Source organism: Arthrobacter liuii (assembly GCF_014639275.1).
Classification (GTDB): Bacteria; Actinomycetota; Actinomycetes; order Actinomycetales; family Micrococcaceae; genus Arthrobacter; species Arthrobacter liuii.
Genome location: NZ_BMFW01000036.1, coordinates 1 through 23,791 on the forward strand (window position 1 = coordinate 1; position 23,791 = coordinate 23,791).

General features: G+C 65.6%; 26 protein-coding genes. 11 read left to right on the forward strand and 15 right to left on the reverse strand.

Features of this window, described 5'->3' with window-relative positions:
* Window positions 1-128 precede the first annotated feature (128 nt).
* On the forward strand, window positions 129-521 hold the full coding sequence (locus IEW19_RS20400) for an alkaline phosphatase family protein (protein ID WP_444541732.1): 393 nt from the start codon (window positions 129-131) through the stop codon (window positions 519-521).
* Here the strand turns inward: IEW19_RS20400 and IEW19_RS20405 are convergent.
* Window positions 476-1,147, reverse strand: coding sequence for a hypothetical protein (locus IEW19_RS20405; protein WP_188573405.1), 672 nt, complete (start codon window positions 1,145-1,147; stop codon window positions 476-478). The two genes, IEW19_RS20400 and IEW19_RS20405, sit on opposite strands and share 46 nt — an antisense overlap.
* A 238-nt stretch (window positions 1,148-1,385) precedes the next feature.
* On the opposite strand from IEW19_RS20405, the gene IEW19_RS20410 reads away from it, so the two are divergent.
* Window positions 1,386-2,210, forward strand: coding sequence for a GmrSD restriction endonuclease domain-containing protein (locus tag IEW19_RS20410; protein ID WP_373283631.1), 825 nt, complete (start codon window positions 1,386-1,388; stop codon window positions 2,208-2,210).
* Window positions 2,211-2,230: 20 nt separating this feature from the next.
* On the opposite strand, the gene IEW19_RS20415 is transcribed toward IEW19_RS20410, so the two are convergent.
* Entirely contained in the window at window positions 2,231-2,686 is a 456-nt protein-coding gene (locus IEW19_RS20415; protein ID WP_229748629.1) for a YoaK family protein, read from the reverse strand.
* A 77-nt stretch (window positions 2,687-2,763) separates the two neighbouring features.
* On the opposite strand from IEW19_RS20415, the gene IEW19_RS20420 reads away from it, so the two are divergent.
* Entirely contained in the window at window positions 2,764-3,099 is a 336-nt protein-coding gene (locus IEW19_RS20420) for a hypothetical protein (RefSeq protein WP_229748630.1), read from the forward strand.
* 113 nt (window positions 3,100-3,212) lie between these two features.
* The gene (locus IEW19_RS20425; RefSeq protein ID WP_188573437.1) at window positions 3,213-3,605 is read left to right on the forward strand and encodes a nuclear transport factor 2 family protein; all 393 of its coding nucleotides are present in this window, start codon (window positions 3,213-3,215) and stop codon (window positions 3,603-3,605) included.
* A gap of 13 nt (window positions 3,606-3,618) precedes the next feature.
* Here the strand turns inward: IEW19_RS20425 and IEW19_RS20430 are convergent, their stop codons facing one another.
* The 5 genes from IEW19_RS20430 to IEW19_RS20450 all read right to left on the reverse strand — a co-directional run bounded on the left by IEW19_RS20430 (window position 3,619) and on the right by IEW19_RS20450 (window position 8,725).
* The gene (locus IEW19_RS20430; RefSeq protein ID WP_188573407.1) at window positions 3,619-4,230 is read right to left on the reverse strand and encodes a TMEM175 family protein; all 612 of its coding nucleotides are present in this window, start codon (window positions 4,228-4,230) and stop codon (window positions 3,619-3,621) included.
* Between the two features lie 7 nt (window positions 4,231-4,237).
* Window positions 4,238-6,901: a PEP/pyruvate-binding domain-containing protein gene (locus IEW19_RS20435; protein ID WP_188573408.1), complete on the reverse strand. Its 2,664-nt coding sequence runs from the start codon at window positions 6,899-6,901 to the stop codon at window positions 4,238-4,240.
* Entirely contained in the window at window positions 6,898-7,620 is a 723-nt protein-coding gene (locus tag IEW19_RS20440) for a DUF998 domain-containing protein (protein WP_188573409.1), read from the reverse strand. The genes IEW19_RS20435 and IEW19_RS20440 overlap by 4 nt, the downstream gene beginning before the upstream one ends.
* Window positions 7,621-7,897: 277 nt before the next feature.
* Window positions 7,898-8,398 carry a PEP/pyruvate-binding domain-containing protein gene (locus IEW19_RS24005; RefSeq protein ID WP_188573410.1) on the reverse strand — a complete coding sequence of 167 codons (501 nt, stop codon included), beginning with the start codon at window positions 8,396-8,398 and terminating at the stop codon, window positions 7,898-7,900.
* Window positions 8,399-8,407: 9 nt separating this feature from the next.
* Window positions 8,408-8,725 (reverse strand): hypothetical protein, encoded by a 318-nt coding sequence (locus tag IEW19_RS20450; RefSeq protein ID WP_188573411.1) that lies wholly within the window; start codon window positions 8,723-8,725, stop codon window positions 8,408-8,410.
* A 205-nt stretch (window positions 8,726-8,930) separates the two neighbouring features.
* On the opposite strand from IEW19_RS20450, the gene IEW19_RS20455 reads away from it, so the two are divergent.
* Window positions 8,931-9,251 (forward strand): GYD domain-containing protein, encoded by a 321-nt coding sequence (locus IEW19_RS20455; RefSeq protein ID WP_188573412.1) that lies wholly within the window; start codon window positions 8,931-8,933, stop codon window positions 9,249-9,251.
* On the opposite strand, the gene IEW19_RS20460 is transcribed toward IEW19_RS20455, so the two are convergent.
* On the reverse strand, window positions 9,230-9,409 hold the full coding sequence (locus IEW19_RS20460) for a hypothetical protein (RefSeq protein WP_188573413.1): 180 nt from the start codon (window positions 9,407-9,409) through the stop codon (window positions 9,230-9,232). The two genes, IEW19_RS20455 and IEW19_RS20460, sit on opposite strands and share 22 nt — an antisense overlap.
* Before the next feature lie 21 nt (window positions 9,410-9,430).
* Here IEW19_RS20460 and IEW19_RS20465 point away from each other — a divergent pair, with 21 nt between their 5' ends.
* Entirely contained in the window at window positions 9,431-10,666 is a 1,236-nt protein-coding gene (locus IEW19_RS20465) for an endonuclease/exonuclease/phosphatase family protein (RefSeq protein WP_188573414.1), read from the forward strand.
* A gap of 12 nt (window positions 10,667-10,678) precedes the next feature.
* Here the strand turns inward: IEW19_RS20465 and IEW19_RS20470 are convergent, their stop codons facing one another.
* The 6 genes from IEW19_RS20470 to pxpA form a co-directional block, all read right to left on the reverse strand.
* Complete coding sequence (locus IEW19_RS20470; protein WP_188573415.1) at window positions 10,679-12,373, reverse strand: SulP family inorganic anion transporter; 1,695 nt, start codon at window positions 12,371-12,373, stop codon at window positions 10,679-10,681.
* A 180-nt stretch (window positions 12,374-12,553) separates the two neighbouring features.
* On the reverse strand, window positions 12,554-13,540 hold the full coding sequence (locus tag IEW19_RS20475) for a 5-oxoprolinase subunit C family protein (protein WP_188573416.1): 987 nt from the start codon (window positions 13,538-13,540) through the stop codon (window positions 12,554-12,556).
* Window positions 13,530-14,435, reverse strand: a complete 906-nt coding sequence (locus IEW19_RS20480; protein ID WP_188573417.1) for a 5-oxoprolinase subunit B family protein — start codon at window positions 14,433-14,435, stop codon at window positions 13,530-13,532. The genes IEW19_RS20475 and IEW19_RS20480 overlap by 11 nt, the downstream gene beginning before the upstream one ends.
* Entirely contained in the window at window positions 14,432-15,781 is a 1,350-nt protein-coding gene (locus IEW19_RS20485) for an acetyl-CoA carboxylase biotin carboxylase subunit (RefSeq protein ID WP_188573418.1), read from the reverse strand. The genes IEW19_RS20480 and IEW19_RS20485 overlap by 4 nt, the downstream gene beginning before the upstream one ends.
* A gap of 9 nt (window positions 15,782-15,790) precedes the next feature.
* Window positions 15,791-16,030, reverse strand: coding sequence for an acetyl-CoA carboxylase (locus tag IEW19_RS20490; RefSeq protein ID WP_188573419.1), 240 nt, complete (start codon window positions 16,028-16,030; stop codon window positions 15,791-15,793).
* 13 nt (window positions 16,031-16,043) lie between these two features.
* On the reverse strand, window positions 16,044-16,808 hold the full coding sequence (pxpA, locus tag IEW19_RS20495; RefSeq protein ID WP_188573420.1) for a 5-oxoprolinase subunit PxpA: 765 nt from the start codon (window positions 16,806-16,808) through the stop codon (window positions 16,044-16,046).
* Window positions 16,809-16,908: 100 nt separating this feature from the next.
* On the opposite strand from pxpA, the gene IEW19_RS20500 reads away from it, so the two are divergent.
* On the forward strand, window positions 16,909-18,354 hold the full coding sequence (locus IEW19_RS20500) for a PucR family transcriptional regulator (RefSeq protein WP_188573421.1): 1,446 nt from the start codon (window positions 16,909-16,911) through the stop codon (window positions 18,352-18,354).
* Here the strand turns inward: IEW19_RS20500 and IEW19_RS20505 are convergent.
* Window positions 18,351-19,406 carry a LacI family DNA-binding transcriptional regulator gene (locus IEW19_RS20505; RefSeq protein ID WP_188573422.1) on the reverse strand — a complete coding sequence of 352 codons (1,056 nt, stop codon included), beginning with the start codon at window positions 19,404-19,406 and terminating at the stop codon, window positions 18,351-18,353. The two genes, IEW19_RS20500 and IEW19_RS20505, sit on opposite strands and share 4 nt — an antisense overlap.
* Window positions 19,407-19,680: 274 nt before the next feature.
* On the opposite strand from IEW19_RS20505, the gene IEW19_RS20510 reads away from it, so the two are divergent.
* From IEW19_RS20510 to IEW19_RS20525, 4 genes are read left to right on the forward strand one after another with little or no spacing between them, the layout of a single operon-like run.
* Window positions 19,681-20,700, forward strand: a complete 1,020-nt coding sequence (locus IEW19_RS20510) for an asparaginase (protein WP_188573423.1) — start codon at window positions 19,681-19,683, stop codon at window positions 20,698-20,700.
* A 43-nt stretch (window positions 20,701-20,743) separates the two neighbouring features.
* On the forward strand, window positions 20,744-21,634 hold the full coding sequence (locus IEW19_RS20515) for a polysaccharide deacetylase family protein (protein WP_188573424.1): 891 nt from the start codon (window positions 20,744-20,746) through the stop codon (window positions 21,632-21,634).
* Complete coding sequence (locus tag IEW19_RS20520; protein ID WP_188573425.1) at window positions 21,631-23,022, forward strand: MFS transporter; 1,392 nt, start codon at window positions 21,631-21,633, stop codon at window positions 23,020-23,022. The genes IEW19_RS20515 and IEW19_RS20520 overlap by 4 nt, the downstream gene beginning before the upstream one ends.
* Entirely contained in the window at window positions 23,009-23,773 is a 765-nt protein-coding gene (locus tag IEW19_RS20525) for an SDR family NAD(P)-dependent oxidoreductase (RefSeq protein ID WP_188573426.1), read from the forward strand. Before IEW19_RS20520 ends, IEW19_RS20525 begins: the two co-directional genes overlap by 14 nt.
* Window positions 23,774-23,791: the final 18 nt, after the last annotated feature.

Genomic DNA, 23,791 nt, shown 5'->3' on the forward strand with positions numbered 1-23,791 from the left:
TGCACGGGGTCTCCCAGTCGGGCGCGGCCCTTGTAGGGATGCCCAAGTGCGGGTACCCGGATTCCGGCCTGGACCACGGCGCCATCCAGCTCGGCGACAACTACGTCAAGGAAACGGTCCAGCAGATTATGGATTCCCCGACGTGGAAGACGACCAAGTCCAGCATTGTCCTGGCCTGGGATGAGAACGACTACTCCGGATCCGACGGCGGCCCGGGCAGCCCCGTAGGCCAGAACGGTGCAGTCCTGGGCGGTGGCCACGCACCGGCCATCGTCATCAACTCCGCCGAGGGCCCGCAGAAGACAACCGACAAGGTCTCGGACCACTACACCCTGCTCTCCACCATCGAGCACATGTGGCACCTGGGCTGCCTGGAAAACACCTGCTCACCCACCACCTCCNGACACGGCTTACGACGGCGGCACCCGGGTTGGGTGCCGCCGCTCGCGTTTTACCGGAGCAGAAAATGGTGTGGTCAATTTCGGCGGGCTGAAAGGACTTCCCCGATCCGGTCCAGGTAATTCCGGGAATAGCTTTCCCACCATTCGTTTTGGTCGGAGGTGAAGGCAGTATTCGCGGGATGTTCTATAACAGCCCCTATGGTTAGCGTGCATCCGTTGGCTGCCGGTTCCAGCCGATAGGTGTAGCGCTGGTTACTGGCGTCCTGGGCAATAGGACGCGTTGTCGCCCACCACGGACCTTCTTCGCCGATGACTTCAATAACTGAGACGGACCCGTCCCGCCTGATAAAGCACTGCTGTTCGCCTACACCCGGAGGTGTACCGGGAACAGTGAATGCGCGTTGTGCATCTGAGAGGAACGTGGCACTTTCGGCTGGCCGTATCAGTGACCAGACCGTGTGGGCGTCGTGGTTGTAGGAGGCCGAGGCATACAGGCTATGGAGTTTCGGGGGTGCATCGGCCCGGGAACGTCCTGCTTTCGTCGCGGAACGGAGCACCTGGCTGTTTTGACGGTTGATGACGGTCCCGAGGACAAGCAGGAGTAAGTACATCACCGAGGCAATGATGAAGAAACTAAGTCCAATATCCTTCCGGCCGTAGTAGCTGATTACGGAGGCGAGCACAATCACGGAGAGATACCCGGCAATAAATAGGACATTGTGAAGGGCTTTATAAAAGGTGACCACTGCATCATTGTGAATGCAGCAGGCTCCAAAGGGTGGGCAGCGGGCGCAGGATTCGCACAGGAGTCCAGAAGGATTGGCACAATTGCTGGGGAAACCGGCAATGTCCGGGGGCGGCTGCCGCTAGGCTCGTCCGTGGCGTCAGCGGTCACGGGGGGCTGACGCCCATCATTCTTCGTGCACACACAATCTGGGGAACTGCATGTCTGGCCGCGCCACCTTGCCCGCAACACCGCCGAGCTTGCGCACCCGCTGGGCTGCCGCCGTCGTCCTTTCCGCCGTGTTGGCCCTCTTCGGCGCCAACCTGCCGGCGGTTGCGGCGGACAGCACCACAGAACAGACAGCAACAGTCCATGCGGCGGACCTGCTCGAGACCCTCCCTGTGAAGGGCCGCGCGCCCAAGACAGGGTATGAGCGGTCGCTCTTCGGACCCACTTGGGCAGACGTGGACCAGAACGGCTGCGACACCCGCAACGACATCCTGAACCGGGACCTGACCGACATTACCTACGCCAACGGCGTCCCCTGCACGGTCAAGACGGGGGTGCTTGCGGATCCGTACACCAACACTGTGCTCAACTTCGTCCGCGGCACCGCCACGAGCAGCGCCGTGCAGATCGACCACGTGGTGGCGCTCAGCGACGCCTGGCAGAAGGGCGCCCAGCAGCTGACCACGGAGCAGCGGACGGAGTTCGCCAACGACCCGCTGAACCTGCAGGCTACGGACGGGCCCACCAATCAGCAAAAGGGCGACGGCGACGCTGCCACCTGGCTGCCGCCGGCCAAGGGCTTCCGGTGCGAGTACGTGGCGCGGCAGGTTTCCGTGAAGGCTCGGTACAACCTGTGGGTGACGCAGGCCGAACATGACGCCATCGCCGGCATCCTCGCCGGCTGCCCCGGGCAGGTGGCGCCCACTGCCGTGCAGCCTGCCGCCGCTGCCACTGTTGTCTACTACGTGAACTGCGCCGAGGCCGTGGCGGCCGGAGCAGCGCCGCTCTACGCCGGAACCGCGGGGTACCGCTCCGGGCTGGACGGCGACGGCGACGGGGTGGCCTGCGAGGGCTGACGCCGCGCAGCGGCAGGGGCCTACGGTTCGGTCTGGGGATCGGGGCTTGCGATGGCGGCATCCGGGCCGGGTGCCGCCGTCGCCGTTTTGGGGGCGTGCGGGAGCGCGTGCCTGTTCGTGGCGCTCCGGCCCAGCAGGGCGACGCCGAGCGTGAGCAGGGCGGTCAGCAGCACCCCGAGGCCAAGGTGCAGCTGCACGAATCCTGCGCCCACCGCCGCGCCGGCCATGATGAGCCCCACGGCTGCGAGGCGCCGGCCCCAGAACGGATGGGTTCCGGCGCCAAACCGTGAATCGGCGGCCAGCCCGGTGATGGTGGAGGTGACCACCACGGTGGGGACGTCCTTGACGTTGAGGTGCCGGGCGGTGCCGGCCTGCACGCCCATGGTCACTGCCAGCGTGCCGGTGATGGCAACCGTCAGGGCCTCGTTATGCCGGAGGTTCACACCGCTGAGCAGGAGCGTGGCCACAACCGCCATCACTGCTGCGCGGCAAGGGATTTTCAAGGCAATTGCGGCAAACTTGAGACTGCTCCCACGAACGAAAGAAGACTCCCGTGATTACCCTCCAGCAGGACGCCGACGGCTTCATCCCGATGAACCGGCACTACCCGGCCAGCGTCCGCGTCCGGATCGCCTTCACCGACGGCAGCACCGGTGAGTTCTCCGGCCAGACCCTCAACAACGCCTACGACGCCGCGCTCGCTGAGTTCCGCGCCAGGAACGGCCTGGACGCCCGCGGGTTCAACAGGAACCCTGCGGGCCGCACCAACTCCGGCAACAAAGTCGACTTCGTCCCCGTGCACCCCGGCATGGGGGAGTGGTCGCCCCTCGATGGCCATCCGATGCGAACTGAGGGGAGGCCCTTCAGCCCCACCCCGGTTGCTAGGTAAGGCCGTCAGAAAAGTGAGGGGCAATGTTGGGGGCCGCTCCCCTCGACCGGTCCGCGGCCCGGGGCCTACTGTTTCCTCGCAAGAATCCGGCGAGGAGAATGGTGGTGCCCGAAATGGGAGCACAGGAAAACGCGGCACTGGTTCGGCGCGGCTACGAAGCGTTCATCGCAGGCGACATGGATACGCTCAGGGACCTGTTTGCTGAAGACGCCGTCTGGCATGTTGGCGGCACAGGTGTGTTGTCCGGAGACAAGAAGGGCCGGGATGCGGTGCTGTCTTACTTCGGCGAACTTGGTACGCGGTCCAACGGCTCGATGAGGGTCACGGTGGAGGATGTGGCCGCCGGCGACAGATATACGGTTGGCGTCCAGTTTTCGCACGCAGAGCGCAACGGCAAGACCTTGGAGCTGCGGCAGGTCATTGTGTTCAGCATCGTCGACGGCAAAGTCACGGAGGGCACGGAAATGCAGGAGGACACCACCGCGGTTGCTGACTTCTGGTCCTGACTGAGGGGGCCCTTCAGTTGCTGTGACCCGGGCCGGCGCCGCCTTCGTGGGCCTTGACGACGAACTGCTCCACCCTCCGGTCCGGAACCAGCCAGATGAGTGCGACGATGGTGAAGACGGCGACGCCCAGCAGCGGCTGGACCAGGGTGAGGGCGATGCCGAGAAGGTAGATCAGCGGTGAGGCTTTGCCCTTCCAGTCCCTCCCCACAGCCTGGGCGAGGGCACCGTCCCTGCCCTGCACTGCGATCAGCCGCCGTTCCAGGATGAAGTAGGCGATGGCCGCGCACAGCAGGTTGATGCCGTACAGCAGCACGGGGACCTGCTGGAAGCCTGACTCGTCCATCCACCGCGTGGTGAACGGGAACAGCGACAGCCAGAACAGCAGGTGAAGGTTGGCCCAGAGGATGGCGCCGTTCACCCGGCTGGCGAGGTGGATCATGTGGTGGTGGTTGTTCCAGTAAATCCCCACATACACGAAGCTCAGAAGGTACGTGAAAAGCGTGGGCAGGACGGCAGCGACGCCTGCCCACGTTGGTTCGTCCGGGGTATGCAGTTCGAGCACCATGATGGTGATGATTATGGCCAGTACACCGTCGCTAAAGGCTTCGAGCCGGTTTTTGTTCACCCGAATATCATGCCCCCAATGTCATATGGCGGGACCCTCCAATAATCGTGACCGTCCCGGCGTCGCCGTCCACGCTGACCCTCTGGCCGCCCGTCAGCCGCTGCGTCGCCACCCCGGTTCCCAGCACCGCCGGGATGCCGTACTCGCGCGCCACGATAGAGCTGTGGCTCAGCGGGCCGCCCACGTCCGTCACCACCGCGGACGCCATCGCGAACAGTGGAGTCCATGCGGGAGTGGTCATACGGGCCACCAGCACCTCGCCGGGCTGCATCCGGCCGAAATCCTCCGGACCCCGCAGGACGCGGGCCGGCGCAGTGACGCGGCCGGAGCTCGCGCCGGCGCCCTTGATCACGTTCCCGGGCTGGTGCTGCGGACCGGCCGGCATCATCGATCCGAAGGCCTTCTCCATCCACGCCCTTTCGGGGAGCATCTGCGGGGCGTCGGCCTTCGCCTGGCCCCGCCACAGCATCTGGCGCTCCTCGACGGCGGCCGCGCGGACGGGACGGGAGGCGCCGGCAAGGGAAACGCCGGCGCCCGCCTCCGTCAGCCCAAACTCGACGGCGCTCTTCAGCTCCTGGAAGCGGAGCCAGAACACGTCGTCAGGTGACGCAATCACGCCGGAGGACACCAGCCGGCGCCCGAGCTCCCGCAGCATCCGCCGCAGCAGCGGCCACGCCAGTCCGACGTCGGCCAGGGCGTCTTCGCGGACCGGCGCCGTCTCCTGCGCCCACTTCAGCAGACGGAGGAACAGGGCCCGGCGGCGCGGCCCCAGCCGGCCGGCCATCTCCCGGGTCAGCTCCTCCCGGCGCTCGGTCAGCAGCCGCTGCCGCTCATGGGGGTCGGTGCCCTGCCCGCGCAGGTAGAACTTCACCGTCTCCAGCTGGGCGGACGGGTCGTCGGCCGGCACCGGGCTGGCGAAGTCCAGGTTGTAGACAGCGTGGCCGTACAGGGCCAGGTGCTCCTGGAAGGTGAAGCGCCATTCCTGCCACAGGACACCGTCCACCCCGTCCGGCGGCGACCCTGTGCGCTGGCACTCGGCGAGTACCGCCGTCGGCCGTTCCAACAAAGCCGCCGACAGCGATGGATCGCTGCGCGCCCAGCCAGCGAGATCGTACAGTGACTTTTCCGCCCGGATGGGTTCGCTGTCGAAGCCCAGGAGGAAGTCCTGTGCCGGTGGATCGCCCTCACGCCGGATGGTCTTGTAAAAGCCCCGGAAGGAAAGCTCGCTCATGTCGGCCATCGGAATGATGGACTGCACAGCGGTGTAGTAGACGGTGCCGGCGTCCAGGAGCGTCTGCACCCCGGCCAGCAGCTGCGCGCCGGGTAGCTCCGCCGGCGGCTTCACGGACCAGTCCTTGACCAGCCGTTCGTAACGGGGATGCGAGTACTCCCGCCAGCCCGCGACGCCCATGTGCGCCTTGCCGCGGAACAGCGCCCCCATCGCCGGGACCGTCCGGGCCGTCATCCGCAGCATGGGCCAGGTGCGGTAGTAGTAATAGGCGTAGCCGTTGACGGTGGGGAAGCGGACATCGCCCTCCCGCAGGGAGCGCCGGCCCAGCACATCGTTCATCAGGGCCGATATCGAGCGCGACACCGAGCCGTCGATGAGGTCGGCAAAGAGCGGCGAGAGCGGGTCCGGCATCTGCTCCACGATGCTCGCCCGGAAGTACAGGCCATTGGGGTACGGCACGGTCCACTTCTCCGGGACATCGGCCGCAGGTTGGGGCAGCGCCGTGATGGGCCGGGACTGCAGCAGGAAGAACCGGCCGTCGGCGCGCGCCCACTCGATGTCCTGCGGTGCCCCGGCATGGTCCGCGATCCGCTTGCCGTAAGCGGCCAGTTCGGAGGCCGCCCGGTCGTCCAGGACGGGCGCACGACGGCGGGCTTCCGCCACTTTTTCCTCGGCCGTTCCGTTTTTCGTGGTGACGGTCATGACCTCCTTGTCCGCCGTCTGCCGCGACAGAACTTTGCCCGTGGCGGCGTCGACCACCAGGTCATCGGTGGTGACCGCCCCGCTGACCACGGCCTCGCCCAGGCCCCACGCGGCGCTGATCACCGTCTGGTCGCGGCGGCCGTTCGCAGGGTTGGCCGTGAACATGACGCCGGCGGCTTGGGCCTCCACCATGAGCTGGATGACGACGGCGAGGCGCACCTGGTCAGGCCGCACGCCTTCGCGGGCGCGGTAGGCCATGGCGCGCGCCGTCCAGAGGGAGGCCCAGCAGTTGATGACGGCTGTGGCCAGGGCATCCAGGCCGCGGATGTTCAGGTAGCTTTCCTGCTGCCCGGCGAAACTGGCGGAGGCGAGGTCCTCGGCGGTGGCGGAGGAGCGGACGGAAACGGCAGTGTTGCCGTTGCCGAGGCTTTTGTAGCCAGTCTCGAGTTCAGCCTCGATGCTTGCCGGCATGGCACCCTTGCTGAACAGCGTTCGGATCAGGGCAGAGGCGTGCTCGTAGTCCTGCGGCGATGCCTCCGGTGGCAGCGCGGCCAGCTCCTGGACGGCTTCCGCCAGGTTGTTCCGCGCCACGAACTCCGCGTAGGCGGCCGTGGTGAGGACAAACCCCGGCGGGACCGGCAGCCCGGCGTGGATGAGGCCGCCGAGGCCCACGGCCTTGCCGCCGGCCTCGGCGACGTCACCGCGGCCCACCTCGCCCAAGTCTTTGACGTAGGTCATGACCTGGCCTCCTTACTGCCGCCCGCCGTCGGCTGTTCCCCTGGCGCTGGCAGTTTCCACAGCGCCGCCCGCTTCCACAGCACGACGGCGAGGACCGCCACCCAGAGAAGGAACGCGCCGATGCTGACCCGCTCGCTGATGCCCAGCACCAGGTTCGGTCCCGGCGCCGCCATGAACGCAACCATACCCATCAGCGCAGACACTGCGAGCGAGACGATCGAGTAGATGCGCATCCAGCCGTGGAACCCAGCAGCCATGAAGCACATCGCCGCGACCATCAGGGCAAGCTGGATGTTGGTGGCGACGATGTGCATGGGGATGGAGGAGTCGTCCCCCAGCCTGAGCGGGTAGATGGCTCCCATGATGTTCCACAGTCCATACGCGGTGAGCAGCCCGGCGCCGATCCGCAGGGCGCGGTTTCCGCGGACGGAAGCCCACACGCCTACGCCGAAGGCGGTGAACAACACCGTGTAGAGCCATGTGAACGGGGCCAGGACAGCGTACCCGGGGGAGCCGACGGCGAACAGTTCGCTCACCATCTGTTCGGCGCGGCGGTACCCGTCCCACTGGGATGCGGCGATGCCGTCGGTGAACACGACGTAGAGCAGCGATGACAGCGGCCCGGCGGTCAGGAGGCCCCTGCGGATCGTGTCGCTTGGTTGGCGTTCTAACGGCACAGCCCGCCTGCGCCGCGGGACCCGTCCTCCTGCAATTGACATGGTCGGATGTCCTCAGAGCCCGCGGTCCAATAAGCGGTGCAGGGCCCGCAGGCGTTGGCCCTGCCGCCTCCCGGTTCCAGCGTCTTCCCGGGCCGCCGGCAATCACAAGGGCCGAACGGCCTTGGTCCCGGGCAGGCATTCAGAAGGCCACCCTTGGGCATCCTCCCTGACAGGCAGGATCGGAGAACAGCCGCAGGCCGGCCGGAGTTTTGGGGAAACTATCGTGGGAACCAAGCCGACGCGGTACGCTGCCGCCGTCACCATGCTTGCTGGGCTGTCATGCTGCTGGCGCCAGCCCCGGCGCATGCCGAGTACGTCTGCTGGATGTCGCACGGCATACGCTACTGCTACGACCCCGGCGACCGCCAGGTCCCTGCGGAGCCGGGGCCTGCACCGGTGGTGGAACCTTCGTATACTCCGGCTCTGCCCGTCCGTCCGGGGCCTGCTCCGGATCCTCAACGCGGAGATAGTTCGAGATCATGCCCAGCAGGTGGTCGGGCTCCTCAGCCCACCGTGGCATTCCCAGGTCGATTTCCGCCACGGCGCGGTGGCCGTACTTCGACAGGAACGCCGCCAACCCTGCCTGGGCAGCCTTCCGGTAGGCGGCCGTGGTGAGGCAGAAACCGGGCGTGACCGGAAAATCCGCGGCGGCAAGGCGGCCCAGGTTGAGGGCCTTGCCGCCAACTGCGGCCAGCGATGCTGATGCCGCCTGCCGGAGCTCGACAACGAGGTTCGCACCGGCTCCACCAGGCTCCGGAACAGGGCTCACCGAAGCCACGTCCTGCTCCTAGCCGTTGTTCGCACCTTCTCCGGTGTCCTCCCAGATGACGTCCAGGTTGTGGAAGATCACGGGTCCGTCGCACAACGCCGCCATCCTGGCAGCGAAGTCCGATGTTTCCGGGCGGCCCGAATTCTCCATCGCGGAGTCGAAGGAGTCGAAGTCGACGATGGTGAAATAGTGCCCCGGGTGGTCCCTGTCCGCCGTGGCCACAATGCGGCGGAACGTCACCGGCGTGCTTCCCTCCGTTCGTGAGGGGCGGCCCAGTTCTTCGATCTCCTTGATGCGGGAGGTCTTGAATTCGATGATCTGCACAAACCCGGCCATGACGGCTCCCTTGACGGCGGTGGATGCTGATGCGCGTCAGGGTAGTCCCGGCACCGGGCGGTGCAAAGGGGAGAAATGCCCTACTTTGGCGTTGGCGCCGCTCCGTGAGCCGGTTAGGTACCCCGGCATATTGACTGGCATTCGCTAGAGGAATATTTTCTGCCATAACGGAATCGCGGATCCCGTTTCCAGGAAGGGAAACACCATGCCGAAGTATCTGTTTGAAGCAACGTATTTGGGCCAGGGCATTAAGGGGCTCATGCAGGAGGGCGGCACCAAGCGGCGCGATGCCCTGGCGGAGGCCCTGCAATCCGTGGGCGGAACGCTGGAGAGCTTCTACTATGCGTTTGGGTATTACGACGTCCTTGGCGTTTTCGAGGCGCCCGACGATGCGAGTGCTGCAGCACTGTCGCTGCTGATCAATTCCTCGGGGAACGTCAACGTCCGCCTCAAGCCGCTCCTGTCGGTGGAGGACATCGACGAGGCCGCCAAGAAGACGCCGTCCTACCGGGCCCCGGGGAAGTAGGGGGAGATGGGCACGTCAGCCAGCGGGCCGCCGTCGTTAAGGTACGACGGCGGCCCGCCGGCTTTGGTGCCCAAGGCGATGGCTTCCGTTCGCCTGGGATACTCCCTGTGGTCACCTTTGCGGCATAGGTTGAACGCGCCGTCGTACGTTTCCGCCACGCTTTGCCGCCAAGGAGCCCCATGTCAACGAGACTCCCCCTTACCGCTGCCGTCACCGTTGCCGCTCTCGGTATCCTCGCTATTGGTCTCGGCGTGGTTCCGGCCGGCGCCGCGCCCGGAAAGGGCCATGGGGAGGACCTTCGGGTGGCCACGTACAACCTGTCGCTCAACCGGGCAAGCGCCGGCGAGCTCGAGGCCGACCTGAGCACTCCTAACGACCAGCAGGCACGCACCGTTGCGGAGGTCATCCAGCGTGCGAACCCCGACGTCATCCTGCTCAACGAGTTTGATTATGTGCCCAACATGCGTGCCGTGGATCTGTTCCGCGGCAACTACCTGGCGCTGGGGCAGGGCGGGGCTGACCCGGTTGACTACCCCTACGCCTACGTGGCGCCGTCCAACACGGGCATTCCCAGCGGCTTCGACCTCAACAACGATGGCAAGGTGGGCGGCGGCGACGATGCCTTGGGCTTCGGGGCATTCGAGGGCCAGTACGGCATGGCTGTCCTTTCGAAGTACCCCATCGACACTGAGAACGTCAGGACGTTCCAGAACTTCCTGTGGAAGGACATGCCGGGTGCGCTCCTGCCGGACAACCCGGCCACGCCCCAACCGGCTGACTGGTTTTCCCCGGAAGAACTTGAGGTGGCGCGCCTGTCGAGCAAGTCGCACTGGGATGTGCCGGTGAAGGTCGGCAGCCACACGCTGCATGTGCTGGCCTCACACCCCACGCCGCCAACGTTTGACGGCCCTGAGGACCGGAACGGCCGCCGCAACCACGACGAGGTCCGTTTCTGGGCTGACTACGTCACACCGGGCAAATCGAACTACATCGTGGACGATGAGGGCGGCAAGCGCGGGCTTCGGACGAGCGAGCAGTTTGTGATCGTCGGTGACCAGAACGCCGACCCGCTCGACGGCGACTCCGTGGATGCCACCGTTAGCCAGTTCCTGGATTCCAAGCGGATCATCGACCCGCTGCCGGCCTCCGATGGTGCCGTGGAGGCGGCGGCTTTGCAGGGCGGAGTGAACGCCACCCAGAAGGGCGATCCCCGCAATGACACCGCCGATTTCGCCGACACCGCTCGGGGCAACCTCCGGGCTGACTACGTATTGCCCTCGGCCGGGACCCGGGTGCTCGGTTCCGGGGTGTTCTGGCCCACCCAGGCCGACCCCCTCTCGCGGTTGACCGGCGTCTATCCGTTCCCGGGCAGCGACCATCGCCTCGTGTGGGTGGACATGCAGGTCCGCGGCTGACAAACCGTTTCCCTACTCCTCCCGGCCCTTGTGCTGGAATGCCCGCACAGCCTGGCTGACGGTCGGGTAGAAGTGTTCCGGCGTGAAGCGGGCGCCCATGCCGTACTGCAGCAGCATGTCCTTGACAGGGCCCTTGAGCTCGGCGAACACCAGGTCCACGCCGTGCCGGTCCAGCCATTCGTCCAGCTGCACCAGCTCGTCCAGGGCGGTGGTGTCGATTCCCGTCACGGGCTCGGCCGCCAGCACCACGCGTTCGGTGCCGGGCGGAGCATCGTCCAGCTCGTCGCGGACGAAGGTTCCCAGCAACGCGCCGTTGCCAAAGAACAGCGGGGCGTCGAAGCGCAGGATCAGCAGGCCGGGGATGCGTTCGCCCTCCGGATGCCGGCTCACGTCGTGGTAGCCCGGAACCCCGGGCACGTCCACCAGTTCGGCGCGGTAAGGGTCCCAGGCGCGCCGGAGGAAGTCCAGGATGGCAAGGCCGACGGCGACGACGATGCCCGGGAGGACGCCCAGGATGGTAACCCCCAGGAATGCCGCGAGCATCACCAATGATTCGCTGCGGCTCATGCCGACGAGCCGCCACACCCCTGCGGGGTCGGCTATCCCGGCGGCTGCGGCGATGACAATGGCGGCAAGGGTGGTGGCTGGCAGGAACTCGGTGGCACCGGGTGCCACGAGCATGAAGCCGAGCACCAGGACGGCGCCCACCACGCCTGTGAGCTGGGATTTCGCCCCGGACTCAACCGCCACCGGCGTGCGGGACGTGCTGGCCGAAATGGGGAAGCCGCCGAGCAGCCCGCTGGCCGCATTTGCAGCACCAAGGGCCGCCATTTCGTGGTTGCCGGACACCTTGCCGTCCTCCGCCGCGGCCAGGGACTGGGACAGGGTTCCGGTGTCGACGAAGACGATCAGGGCGATGGCCGCTGCCGCGGGGAGCAGTGCCAGCGCATCCGCCCAGCCGATGCCGCCGAGGGCGGGCGCCGGGAGCCCCTGCGGGAGAGCGCCGGTGACTTTAAGGCGGTCATGGAGCCCCAGTACGGCCACCGCGACGCAGGAGGCGACGACGGCGAGGAGGACGCCCGGGACCTTCCAGTTCAGCCAGCGGGGTATCCAGATGAGCGCCAGGGAGGCCAGCCCGAGCAGCAGCGCGGTGGTATTGGTTTCGCCGGCAAGCACCTTCGGCACGGCGGCGAGAAGTTTTGCCCAGGGCGTGTCGCCTTCCACGGAGATCCCCAGGAGGGTGGGGAGCTGGGACGCCGTGACCAGCAGGGCAATGCCGTTAAGGTAGCCGAGCCGGATGGGTTTGGACAGCAGGCCGGTGACGATTCCCAGCCTCAGCACCGAACCGACCATCATGATGAGGCCGATCAGGATGGCCAGGAGTCCTGCCAGTGCCACGGATTTTTGTTGATTGGCAGCGGCCAGGGGCACCAGGGCGGCAACGATCATGGGCGCGAGCGCCGAATCCGGCCCCAGCACCAGCACCCGTGACGGCCCCACCGCCGCGTAGACGAGCAGCGGCACCACGGTCGCGTAGAGACCGGTCACCGGCGGCAGGCCGGCGGCCTGGGCGTAGGCCATGCCTGCGGGGACCAGGACTGCGAAGAGCGCGGTTCCTGCCACCAGGTCATGGCGCAGCCACTCGCTCCGGTAACCGCGCACGGCACGCGGGACCCACCAGGACGGGGCCTCTCCGGATCGGCGCATATTCCGATCATGGCCCATCAGGTGCATGCCCGTCACCGGTATGGGGGCCCGTCCGGAGGCGTACGACGGCGGCCGGCGGGCAGGGTGCCCACGGTCCGGGGGTGGTGCGGCGCGTCGGCCTGTGGGGTCGCTCCGCAGGGCGTAGACGCAGCAGATTCTACGGAAGGCCCGTTTGCTCCGTTAGCGATTGGCGCCCAGCGCCGCCCAAGCCTTATGCCGGCGCTCAGCAAGATCCCGGCGGGCCTTCAAAGCATCAGCAAGGCTGACAGCCACAAATCGGGTTGCCGTGCCGGGGGCCGCCCTGGCAACCAGATCCATGTCGGCGCTGATGACGGTGCCCACCATGGCGTAGCCGCCGCCGGAGACGGCATCGCGGTGCAGGATAATCGGTTGGGTTCCGCCAGGGATCTGGATGGATCCCACGGCGTACCCTGCATCCACAATGTTGGAGGGGTCCGAGCCGGCCCCGAAAGGCTGCTCCCGATCTTCCCATTTCACTCCGGGGCCGGAGTAGCGCAGACCCATCCGGTCAGCCACCGGAGTCACCTTCCACTCCTCATTGAGGAGATTGGCCAGGCCTTCGTCCGTGAGGCGGTGGTCATACAACCCCAGCACAATCCGGACTTCCTGCTCTTTGGCGTAGATGGGCCGGAACTCCTCCGGAACAGTCTCGGCTGGGGGGAGTTTTCCGCCACCAAGGGGAGCGCCTACGGGGACGACGTCGCCCGCCTCCAGCTTCCGGCCCTTGAACCCACCGATCCCGCCGAGGCTGTAGGTGGACCGGCTTCCGAGCACCTCCGGGACGTCGATGCCGCCCTGAACCGCGATGTAGTAGCGGGTGCCACCCTGGATGACGCCGAAGGACAATTGGTCCCCTGCCTTCAGCAGCAGGCGGCTCCATTGTGGCCGCGCCTCCCCATTGACCTTCACCTCGACGGGGGCGCCGGTGACGGCGACGACGGTGTCGCTGTCAGTGGTGACTACGGGGCCGAGGTAAGTGCACTCCAGGACAGCCTCCCGCGCGGTGTTTCCCACCAGGGCGTTTCCGAGCTCAGCGGAATACTGGTCCATGGAACCGCTTTGTGGGATGCCGACGTTGTAGTGGCCCGTGCGCCCCTGATCCTGGACCGTGGTGGCCAGGCCGGGGTTTCCAATTTCAAATGCCATCGAGGGCCTCCATGAGTTCACGGTTGTAGCCTTCGGGGTCGGCCAGTGCCTTGGACAGCTCAAAGATCACGGGCGCCTGCCGGTAGCGGAAGGTTCCGGCGGCAATCTCCGCCTGGATTGCGTTGTATTCGGTTTCAGTGACGGGCTTGAACTTCACGATGTCTCCGGGGCGGAAGAACACCATGAAATCCTTGAAGTCCGCCAGTTCCTGCGCCGGATCAAAGATGGGTGCCGCCGCTACCCCAAACATCTGGTATCCGCCCGCGCCACGGACAGAATAGATGCAGCCGAAGCATCCCCCGTGCCCGACGGTCAGTTTGGGAGTGTCGGTCCGCGGGCTCAGGTACTTGGGGACCTCCAGCTGCTTGTCGCGGTCCACCAGCTGGAACAAAAACGGCAACCCGGCCACGAAGCCAACCATGGACACCAGCCACGGCTGTTCGTGGTGCCGCTGAATAAATTCCGCAGCGTCCTTCAGGTGGTTGACCTTGGCCGCGTAGTCGATGTCGCTGCCGCCCGGTTCCTGATGAAATCCTTCGCGGAACCGCTGTGCCACTTCGGCGGTGAAGGGGTCCTCGTACCAGACCGGGACCTCAATAATACGGGTTTCCAGCGCCCGCTCCTGGTGGCTTATCAAGTCGCGCTCGATCTCCCTCACGGCCGTTTCCAGCTGCTTCGGGGGCAATAGATCGGGATCGAACCGCACCAGCAGGGACGCGTTGGCGGGGCAGATGTCGACAATTCCCGGGAGACTGGCGGCAGAGAGCCTGCGGGCAATGGACATCACCTTGAAGTTCGCAGGCAGGCTCATGGCTTCGGAGACTTCCACGAACAGGAATTCGTCCCCACCCCAGGTATAGCGAGCACCCGGGAGGACGGCGGCCTCCGTAGTCATTTTGCCCCCATCAGGTCAGCTGCGGTTTCGATGAACTTGGAGTGGTGGCTGACATCGGCAAATTCAGGCCGTGCCAGCAGCGCCATATGGATAGGGACGGTGGTTTTGACCCCCTCGATGTGCGTTGCCTCCAAAGCCGCGAGGGTGGCCACGATGGCGGCATCCCGGTCCGGGGCGTGGACGGCCAGCTTGGCTAGGAGGGAGTCATAGTACGGGCTCACCACGGAGCCCGCCTCCACCCCGGTGTCCACGCGGATGCCCTCACCCGATGGCCAGTCCAGTGACCGGATGGTTCCCGGGCTTGGGAAGAAGTGGTGGTTTGGATCTTCGGCGTTGATACGGCATTCGATGGCGTGGCCGGTGAAGTCCACATCGTCCTGGGACATGGACATGGATCCGGTAGATGCGATCAGGAGCTGCTCGCGGACCAGGTCCACGCCGGTGATCTGCTCGGTGATCGGGTGCTCCACCTGGATGCGCGTATTCATCTCAATAAATGCCGCCTCGTGGTTGACGGGGTCGTACAGGAACTCCACTGTTCCGGCTCCGTGGTAGCCGCATTCGCGGGCAAGAGCCACGGAAGACTCCCTGATGGTGTCGCGAACGGTGTCCGGAAGATTGGGGGCGGGAGCTTCCTCCAGCACCTTCTGGGATCGGCGCTGCATGGAACAGTCGCGGTCACCCAGGTGGATGAAATTGGTCCCGTCACCGAGGACCTGGACCTCGACGTGTCGGGCATGCTCCACGAACCGTTCCAGGTAGACGGTGTCGTCGCCGAAGACGGCGGCGGCCTCGCCCCGGGCCATTTCGATGGTTTCCAGGAGCTCGCTTTCGTCATGCACGAACCGGATTCCCCGGCCACCCCCTCCTGCGGAAGCCTTCACCACCAGCGGGTACCCGATGCCCCGCGCAATTTCCACGGCGTCCGCCTCCGGGTCCAAGGGGCCGTCAGACCCCCGGAGCACGGGGACGCCGGCCTCGGCTGCCGCTTCCCGGGCCAGGGACTTGTTGCCCATCATGGCGATGGTGTCCGCATTCGGGCCCACCCAGGTGAGGCCGGCCTCTGCCACCTTCCGGGCGAAGTCGGCGTTCTCGGAGAGGAAACCGTAGCCAGGGTGCACGGCGTCGCACCCGTGCTCGAGGGCCGCGGCGACCAGGGCGTCCTGGTTCAGGTAGCTGGCGGTTGCCGGGGCCGGACCTATGACCACGTAGTGGTCGGCTGTCCGGGCGGCCAGTGATTCCGCGTCGGGCTCGCTGACCCCCAGGACGGTTTCGATGCCCATGTCGCGGGCGGTCCTGGCGATCCGCACGGCGATCTCGCCGCGGTTTGCGATGAACAGTTTCATGGGCTGCCTTTATCCTTCCCGGATCACGACAATGGAGTCGCCCGGGTTGACCATGTCACCTTCGTTGACTTCGAAGGATTCAAGGGTCCCGGCGACGTCGGACTGGATCTCGGTGAACTGCTTCATGATTTCCACGATGCCGATGGTCTGGCCAACTTCGATGATGTCGCCTTCATTGGCGAAAGGGGGTTTGCCCGGCCCGGGCTTGCGGTAGAAGACTCCGGGAAGGGGTGAAACGATCGTGGCCATGTGCTGCTCGCTTTCAGGAGTGGGTGGATCCGGATGAGTCGAGTGCCTTGCGCACGGCGGAGGCGACGGCGACGGCGTTGGGAGCATCGGAATGGACGCAGATGCTCTGGAACGCGATGTTCAGGGGAGTGCCGTCGACGGCGGGCACGGGCTCACCTGCCACCGCCCGGCGGACGCGTTCTGCGGCGGCGGCGGGGTCTGTGGGCGCGGGCCGGCGCTGGATTAGGAGTTCGCCGCCCGGCCCGTAATTGAGGTCCACATAGAGTTCCGCAACGAAGTCCACGCCCATGGCGCGGCACACGGATTCATGGGCAGTGCCGGCCAGGCCGTAGAACGGAACACCGAACTGTTTGGCTGTTCCGGCCGCCGCCTGCATGAGGTCTTCGTCGCTTGCGAGCATGCCGTAGAGGGCGCCATGGGGTTTGATGTGGTTCAGGGACAGCCCGTTCTTCGCTAAGAAGGCGGTCAGTGCCCCTGCCTGGTAAAGGATGATCGACTCAACCTCCTCCGGGGTGAGCACCATGCGGCGGCGACCAAAGCCCATCGGATCCGGGAGCCCGGGGTGGGCCCCGACGGCAACGCCGTGTTCGGCGGCAAGGGCCACCGTCCGGTTCATGACATCGGGGTCCCCGGCGTGATATCCGCAGGCGACGTTGGCGACGTCGATGATCTCCATCAGGGCTGCGTCGTTACCGAACTCGTGCAACCCGAAACCTTCACCCATGTCCGAATTCAGGAGCACCTGAGCAGTAGTGGTCTCCGTCACGTTTTTTTGCATGCAGGCAACGGTACCGAGGCGGTGGCCCTGCCGGAATTGGGCGGATCGCCGAATGTGGACAGGCGGATTATGCTTTTTGCACTAACTAGGAGGCCTTGCCATGCGTGTTGCCGATCTCGTCGCGGATTCTGCGCTAAACATTCGCCTTGCCGTGCCGGGCAGCCAGGGACGCCTCGCCCGGCCCATCGCCTGGTGCGCGCCCACGGAGCATATGGACCCCACGCCCTTCCTCAGCGTCAATGCTCTGCTGCTCACCAACGGGATGGGCCTCAACGTCAAGGATTACCGCATCTGGGATGCCTACGTGGAGCGCCTGATGTCCGTTCCTGTCGCGGGTCTGGTTTTCGGCTTGGGCGCAGCGCACCATGAACTGCCGCAGGGTCTTGTGAAGGCCTGCGAGGCGCATGGCCTTCCGCTGCTTGAACTGCCTCCGGAGGTGCCGTTCATCCAGGTTATGAGGCACGTGGATCGGCTTATCGCGGCAGAACGTTATGCCGAGCTGCGCGCCGGGTGGGATCTGGCGGATGAGTGCACCAGGCTGGCAGCGGGCGGCCATTCGCTGGCGCAGGTCTTGGAGCGGGTGGCCATTACGATCCGGGCGCGGGTGGCGGTCCTTGATCACAATGGTTTTGAACTCATGTCGGCAGGAACGGCTGGGGGCGGAACGGCCCGGACCATCCTGAGCCTGCCCAGCGGTGGAATCCTCCGGTTCAAGCTGGCCATCGAGGGAATCAAGAGCAACCTGGTGCTGCAGCCCCTGTTAGGGCCGGTAGCTGCCGTCATTGCCATGCAGCTGAGCTACACCCTTGGTTCCCGGTCACCCCTGCATTCCCGGGAAGCCGCCCGGTTTATCGAAGCGCTCTATGAAGCCAGGGGGACTCTGACGCAGGCCCTGCGGCGCTACGCGGCGGAGGCCGGGTTCGAGCCGGAGGGGGAGTGGGGCTTCGTGTTGATCGGCGGCGCAGGGGATGTTGCGCCGGCCAAGCTGAGGACCATCGCGTGGCGGGTGCGGGTGGGCCTGCAGGCTGAATACGGGACCGTGCGGTTCATGGAGGAGGCCGGCCTCACCACGGTGCTGGTGCAGCGCGGGGAAGCGGGGATGGAGCTCATGGAAGCCGTCCAAAAGTCCTTCGAGGACGCGCCTGAACTGTCGGCCGTCGTCTCCGGGTGCGGGAACCTGGACGAACTGCCGCTGGTGCTGCAGCTGGCTCGCCGCCGGGTGGGCGAGCCCGGGCTCCATCAGGCGCCCGTCGCAGACCTGGCCGGTGTAGTGGAGGGCCTGCCCGGGGCCGGACTGGTGGCGATGTCCCGTCGCCTCCTGGCCCCGTTGATGTCCGACGGCGGCACGGCCTTGCGCGAAACGCTTGCGGCGTACCTGCGGCACAGCGGGAATACCCGTGAGACCTGCAGGGAGCTCTTCATCCACCGCAACACCTTGACGTACAGGTTGCGCAAGATCGAGGAGCTTCTGCGGATTGACCTGGAGGACGGCGAAGTCCGCGCCACCTGCCTGCTGGCATTGCGGATCGTGGCCGCTCGGGGCTAACTGGCGGACACTTCCGCAGGGGCCCTGGCGGCACTGCTTTCGCGGATTAACAGGGTGGGTTTCAGCTGTGCTGGTTCAGGTTTTTCGCCCCTGAGCACGGCTTGGATCAGTTTCACTGCCGTCCGTCCAATGTCCGCCATGGGGGAGTGGACCGAGGTCAGTGGAATGGGAAGTTCGGCGGCCAGGGAGGTGTCGTTGTAGCCCACCACGGCAACGTCCTGTCCGACCGTGAGGCCGTGGGAGCGCAAGGCTCCCATCGCTCCGATGGCGGCGAAATCGTTGACCGCGAAGATTGCGGTGGGGCGCGGCTTGCCCCTGGCAAGGATCTTTTCCCCGGCTTCCCGGCCGCCGGCCGTGTCGAATTTGGACCACACCACGTCATCGTCGGAGATGGTGCCGCCCAGCGACCGCCAGCGGTCCAGGAAGCCGGCGGTGCGGTCGATGGCGGTGCTTGCGTAGGGCTCGCCGGCGATGACCGCCACCTGACGGTGGCCCATCTCCCATAGGTGGCCGGCCACGATTTCTCCGCCGACGATGTCGTTGCAGGTGGCGGACGGGTACCCCGGCACTCTGCGGTTCATCAGCACGAACGGGACCTTCCGGTCGGTCAGTTCCTGCAGGAGGCCGCCGTCAAGGTGGGCGTCGCCAATGATCAGCCCATCCACCCGCCGCGCCAGCATGAGGTCGATCTTTCGCCGTTGTTCGTCGGGGTCATCGCGCGAGTTCATCACGAACGCGGAGTAGCCCACCTCGGCTGACGCCTCGTCGATGCCCTCGTACATGATGGCCAGGACCAGGTCCGAAAGCCGGGGGACGATGACGCCGAGCAGTTTGGTCCGCCGTGTGCGGAGGCTGGCGGCCTGCGGATCGGGAGAGTAGCCGAGCTTCCGGGCCAGGTCACGGACGCGCTCAGCCGTGGCGGCCGAGGCTGCTCCCTTGGCTACGTCGGAACCGGAGTGCAGGACCCTGGAGACGGTGGACGGATGGACCCCCAGTTCCTGGGCCAAATCCTTCAGCGTGACCGTTCTGCCGCCGTCGGCTTTCTTTTTCATGTACCTCTCCTGCCCACCCAAGGGGGTCACTGTAGCCCAGCCCTCCCGCCCGGGTCTGCTCAAGAGGGCGCCCAAAGTAACCCTTGACGTGACTCGCCTCACATCCTATAGTCATTTTTCAATGCTACCCAAACGTTTGGGTAGCCATCCTAAAACTCCTTCCGGCGCCCCACCCCTCGACGCCGCCTCTTGAGTAAATGCAGGCCCCCTCTTCCGCGAAAGATAACCCAAACGATTGGGTTGCCGACCACGCAGCGAACCACAAGGAGCTGAAATGACTCTCACCGACTCCCACGTCGTACTGCTGGCCACAGGAGGCACCATCTCGTCCCGCTCTTCCGATGCCGGCGGCGCCGTCGCCTCCGATACCGGCGAACAGGTGTTAAAAGCCCTCGGCTCGCCCGTCTCCCACCCCGTCCGGGTACTGGACGTGTTCCAGAAGGGGTCCTACCTCCTGACTTTTGACGACATGCTCAGGATCTGCGCCACAATCAAGGAAGTCCTCAAGGACCCCAACGTTTTGGGAGTCGTGGTAACCCACGGGACGGACACCATGGAGGAAACCGCCTACCTCGCCGACCTGACGCACAGTGACAATCGGCCGGTTGTCTTTACCGGCGCACAACGGGCCGCTGACTCCGAAGCTCCCGACGGACCGGACAACCTGGGCCGCGCCATCGCGGTCGCCGGTTCGGAAGACGCAAGGGGAAAGGGCGTCATGGTGCACTTTGCAGGCGCCATTTTTCCCGCCGCCGGCGTCCGGAAAAGCCAAACTCTTCGGCTCAATGCCTTTGCAAACCCGGATTTTGGGGTACTTGGCCAAGTATCAGCCCAAGGAGAAATTGCCATGGCCGGCAGTGGCCGCAGGCTTGAGATCCTGCCCTTGCCCCAGCCGGGCGGCGGATCCCCACGGGTGGACCTTGTTGCCGCCTACCCCGGCGCGGATTCCACCCTGATGCACGCCGCCCTCGAAGCAGGAGCGGAAGGCATCGTCCTGCAAGGTACCGGAAGCGGTAATGCAAATACCAGCATCTGCTCCGAGGTCGCCGCCGCTGTGGCGTCCGGCGTCGTGGTGGTGACCAGCACGCGTGTGGATGCGGGACCAGTGGTCCCCATCTACGGGGCCGGCGGGGGCGGCGAGGACCTTCGCGTCGCCGGGGCCATCAGCTCCGGCCACCTCCGACCATCACAGTCGCTGATTCTGCTCAGCCTCCTGCTCAGGATCAAACCTGGCCGGGACCGGATCACCGAAATCTTTACCCAACGTGGGAGGCCTCCTGAACCTCCCGCCTGACAGCCAAAACATCCCGGTTTGAACGAATTGAAAGGAAAATCTCATGGCTAAGGACATTCAAGTCGCCTTCGGCGTGGACGTTGACGCAGTGGCAGGCATGCTCGGCTCCTACGGAGGAGAGGACTCTCCGTGCGACATCAGCCGTGGCCTGTTCAGCGGCGAAGTCGGAGGACCCCGGCTGATCCGCCTGTTCCAGAAATACAATCTGCCGGCAACTTGGTTCGTGCCGGGCCACTCAATCGAAACCTTCCCTGAACTGACGCAGATGATCGTGGACGCCGGACACGAAATCGGCGTGCACGGATATTCGCATGAGAACCCGATCGCCATGACACGGGAACAGGAAACCGCCATCCTGGACCGCTCCATCGAGTTGATCGAGAAGGTGTCGGGCCGCCGACCCACAGGCTACGTGGCCCCGTGGTGGGAGTTCTCGCCCGTCACCAACGAAATCCTCCTGGAACGAGGCATCAAGTACGACCACTCCCTGATGCACCGTGACTTCGAACCGTACTACGTCCGCGTTGGGGACTCGTGGAAAAAGATCGACTACACCAAGGACGCCCAAACATGGATGGAGCCGTTGGTGCGCGGGCAGGAAACGGACCTGGTGGAAATCCCGGCCAACTGGTACCTCGATGACCTGCCTCCCATGATGTTCATCAAGGCATCCCCGAACTCACATGGGTTCGTCAATCCCCGCGACATTGAAGAGATGTGGCGGGACCAGTTCGACTGGATATACCGCGAGATGGACCAGGCCGTCTTCACCATGACCATCCACCCTGATGTCTCCGGCCGCCCGCAGGTGCTCCTCATGCTCGAGCGCCTCATCGAACACATCAACTCCCACGAGGGCGTCAACTGGTGCACCTTCGACCAGATCGCCGACTCCTTCCTCGCACGCAGCCCCCGAAAGGAAAACAAGTCATGAGCATTCAAGAACCGGCTGTTGACCTGTCGCAGCCCCGCCCGGATGAGAAGCGCCGCTTCCCGGTCTTTTCCAAGCGCAACACCACCGCTGCCACTGTTCTGGCGCTGCTGGCCTGGACCGTGGCCGTCTTCGACTACGGCCTTTTCGGTACCCTGCTGCCGGCAATGCAGCAGGAATTCGGATGGTCAGCACCCGAAGCGTACGCAATCAACACGTGGATCGCGGTGGGCACCGCCATCGTCTGCTTCGGGATCGGACCTGTCATCGACCGGCTGGGCCGTCGCAAAGGCATGATGACCACCATCGGCGGAACCGCCGTCGTCTCCGGCCTGACTGCGCTGATCCCCACGGGAATCCCGTTCCTCAGCAACGCCCTGCTGGTGGTGATCCGTTCGTTCGGCGGACTCGGATTCTCCGAGCAGGCCGTGAACGCCACTTACATGAACGAGGTCTACCAGGTCACCGAGGTGGCCGATAAGCGCAAGCGCCCCGGTTTCCACTACTCCTTCATCCAGGGCGGCTGGCCGCTCGGCTTCCTGCTTGCCAGCGCGCTGGCCCTGGCCTTCCTGCCCTCCCTGGGCTGGCGCGCCCTGTACCTGATGGCCACCGTTCCGGCCGCCGTCATCGTCTGGGTTATTGCCCGCAAGCTTAAGGAAACGCCCCAGTTCGAACTGCACCACAAGCTGACCGAGCTCGAAAAGCACGGAAAGACGGAGGACGCGCACGCCCTCGCGCACGCCTACGGCGTCGAGCACTCCTCGGCGGCTCCGCTCAAGCGGATCTGGGAACCGCACCTGCGCCGGAACACCTTTGTCTTCTCGCTCGCATGGATTGTGAACTTCTTCGGCATCACCATCTTCAGCGTCCTCGGCAGCTCCGTGCTCAAGAACGCGAAGGGCGTGGAACTCTCGGACGCGTTCTGGATGCTGATCGTCATCAACCTGCTGGCCTACTTCGGCTACGTCTTCCACGGCTGGCTCGGTGACAAGATCGGCCGTAAGCGCACCATCATCGGCGGCTGGATCCTCTCCGGCATATCCTTCTCCATCATGCTCAGCCCCATCGCCACAAGCCCATTCATGATCATCCTGACCTACGGCGCCGGCCTGTTCTTCCTTGTGGGCCCGTACGCCGCCATCCAGTACTTCATGGCCGAGTGCTACCCGGTGAGCTGCCGGGCCACTGGAACCGCCTTCATCGGCGCCATGAGCCAGCCCGGAACCATCCTCGGCGGCGCCATTTTCACCGCCATTGCTGCCGGTGCTGGCACCGGTACCGCGGCCCTTTGGGTCGGTGCCCTGGGCACCTTGGTCTCCGGACTCCTGATGATCGCCGCCAAGCCCCCAGCTGAAGCCCTGATGGAGGACCACCCCCATGACGTACCGTAAAGTCGCAATCATCACCGGTGCCGCCAGCGGCATCGGCCGAGCCCTCGCCGTCCACTACGCCCGCAGGGGGGTGGTGTCCGTCATCGGCACCTTTCCCGGCGACCCCCACGACCCGGAGGAAACCCTCCGGGTGGTCAAGGAGGCCGACGGTGAGGCGGTGATCCACGAAGTGGACGTCCGCACCACCGCATCCGTGGACGCCCTGGCCCAGCGGGCCGTGGACGAGTACGGCCAGCTGGACTACGCCATCGCCAACGCCGGTATCCTCCGCAATTCCCCGCTGGGGGAGATGACGGACGAGCGCTGGCACGACATGCTCAACGTGGACCTCACCGGCGTGTTGCGTACGCTGCGTGCCGGGGCGGAGAGAATGACCGACGGCGGCGCGCTGGTTGCGGTCTCGTCCATCGCCGGCGGGGTGTACGGGTGGGAGGAACACGCCCACTATGCCGCCGCCAAGGCCGGCGTCCTGGGGCTGGTCCGCAGCGTGGCAGTGGAGCTCGGGCCGCGGCAGATCCGTGCAAACGCCGTCATCCCCGGCCTCATCGAAACCCCACAGTCCCTGGACCCAGTGAATTCGCTGGGGCCCGAGGGGCTGCAGCGGGCCGGGAACGATATTCCATGGGGCCGGGTGGGAAAGCCGGAGGAAGTGGCCAGCGTGATCGGGTTCCTCACCTCCGAGGAGTCCCGCTACGTCACGGGTCAGGCGCTGGTGGTTGACGGCGGCCTCACCGTGAAGATGCGCGCCTGACAGCCCACCCGAGAAGGA

Excerpts from the sequence above, each read along its gene's own strand:
- IEW19_RS20415 (WP_229748629.1), bottom strand. The coding sequence starts at position 2,686 with ATGGCGGTTGTGGCCACGCTCCTGCTCAGCGGTGTGAACCTCCGGCAT.
- IEW19_RS20425 (WP_188573437.1), top strand. The coding sequence starts at position 3,213 with ATGGGAGCACAGGAAAACGCGGCACTGGTTCGGCGCGGCTACGAAGCG.
- IEW19_RS20435 (WP_188573408.1), bottom strand. The coding sequence starts at position 6,901 with ATGACCTACGTCAAAGACTTGGGCGAGGTGGGCCGCGGTGACGTCGCC.
- IEW19_RS20440 (WP_188573409.1), bottom strand. The coding sequence starts at position 7,620 with ATGTCAATTGCAGGAGGACGGGTCCCGCGGCGCAGGCGGGCTGTGCCG.
- IEW19_RS20450 (WP_188573411.1), bottom strand. The coding sequence starts at position 8,725 with ATGGCCGGGTTTGTGCAGATCATCGAATTCAAGACCTCCCGCATCAAG.
- IEW19_RS20455 (WP_188573412.1), top strand. The coding sequence starts at position 8,931 with ATGCCGAAGTATCTGTTTGAAGCAACGTATTTGGGCCAGGGCATTAAG.
- IEW19_RS20465 (WP_188573414.1), top strand. The coding sequence starts at position 9,431 with ATGTCAACGAGACTCCCCCTTACCGCTGCCGTCACCGTTGCCGCTCTC.
- IEW19_RS20470 (WP_188573415.1), bottom strand. The coding sequence starts at position 12,373 with ATGCGCCGATCCGGAGAGGCCCCGTCCTGGTGGGTCCCGCGTGCCGTG.
- IEW19_RS20475 (WP_188573416.1), bottom strand. The coding sequence starts at position 13,540 with ATGGCATTTGAAATTGGAAACCCCGGCCTGGCCACCACGGTCCAGGAT.
- IEW19_RS20480 (WP_188573417.1), bottom strand. The coding sequence starts at position 14,435 with ATGACTACGGAGGCCGCCGTCCTCCCGGGTGCTCGCTATACCTGGGGT.
- IEW19_RS20485 (WP_188573418.1), bottom strand. The coding sequence starts at position 15,781 with ATGAAACTGTTCATCGCAAACCGCGGCGAGATCGCCGTGCGGATCGCC.
- IEW19_RS20490 (WP_188573419.1), bottom strand. The coding sequence starts at position 16,030 with ATGGCCACGATCGTTTCACCCCTTCCCGGAGTCTTCTACCGCAAGCCC.
- pxpA (WP_188573420.1), bottom strand. The coding sequence starts at position 16,808 with ATGCAAAAAAACGTGACGGAGACCACTACTGCTCAGGTGCTCCTGAAT.
- IEW19_RS20500 (WP_188573421.1), top strand. The coding sequence starts at position 16,909 with ATGCGTGTTGCCGATCTCGTCGCGGATTCTGCGCTAAACATTCGCCTT.
- IEW19_RS20505 (WP_188573422.1), bottom strand. The coding sequence starts at position 19,406 with ATGAAAAAGAAAGCCGACGGCGGCAGAACGGTCACGCTGAAGGATTTG.
- IEW19_RS20510 (WP_188573423.1), top strand. The coding sequence starts at position 19,681 with ATGACTCTCACCGACTCCCACGTCGTACTGCTGGCCACAGGAGGCACC.
- IEW19_RS20515 (WP_188573424.1), top strand. The coding sequence starts at position 20,744 with ATGGCTAAGGACATTCAAGTCGCCTTCGGCGTGGACGTTGACGCAGTG.
- IEW19_RS20520 (WP_188573425.1), top strand. The coding sequence starts at position 21,631 with ATGAGCATTCAAGAACCGGCTGTTGACCTGTCGCAGCCCCGCCCGGAT.
- IEW19_RS20525 (WP_188573426.1), top strand. The coding sequence starts at position 23,009 with ATGACGTACCGTAAAGTCGCAATCATCACCGGTGCCGCCAGCGGCATC.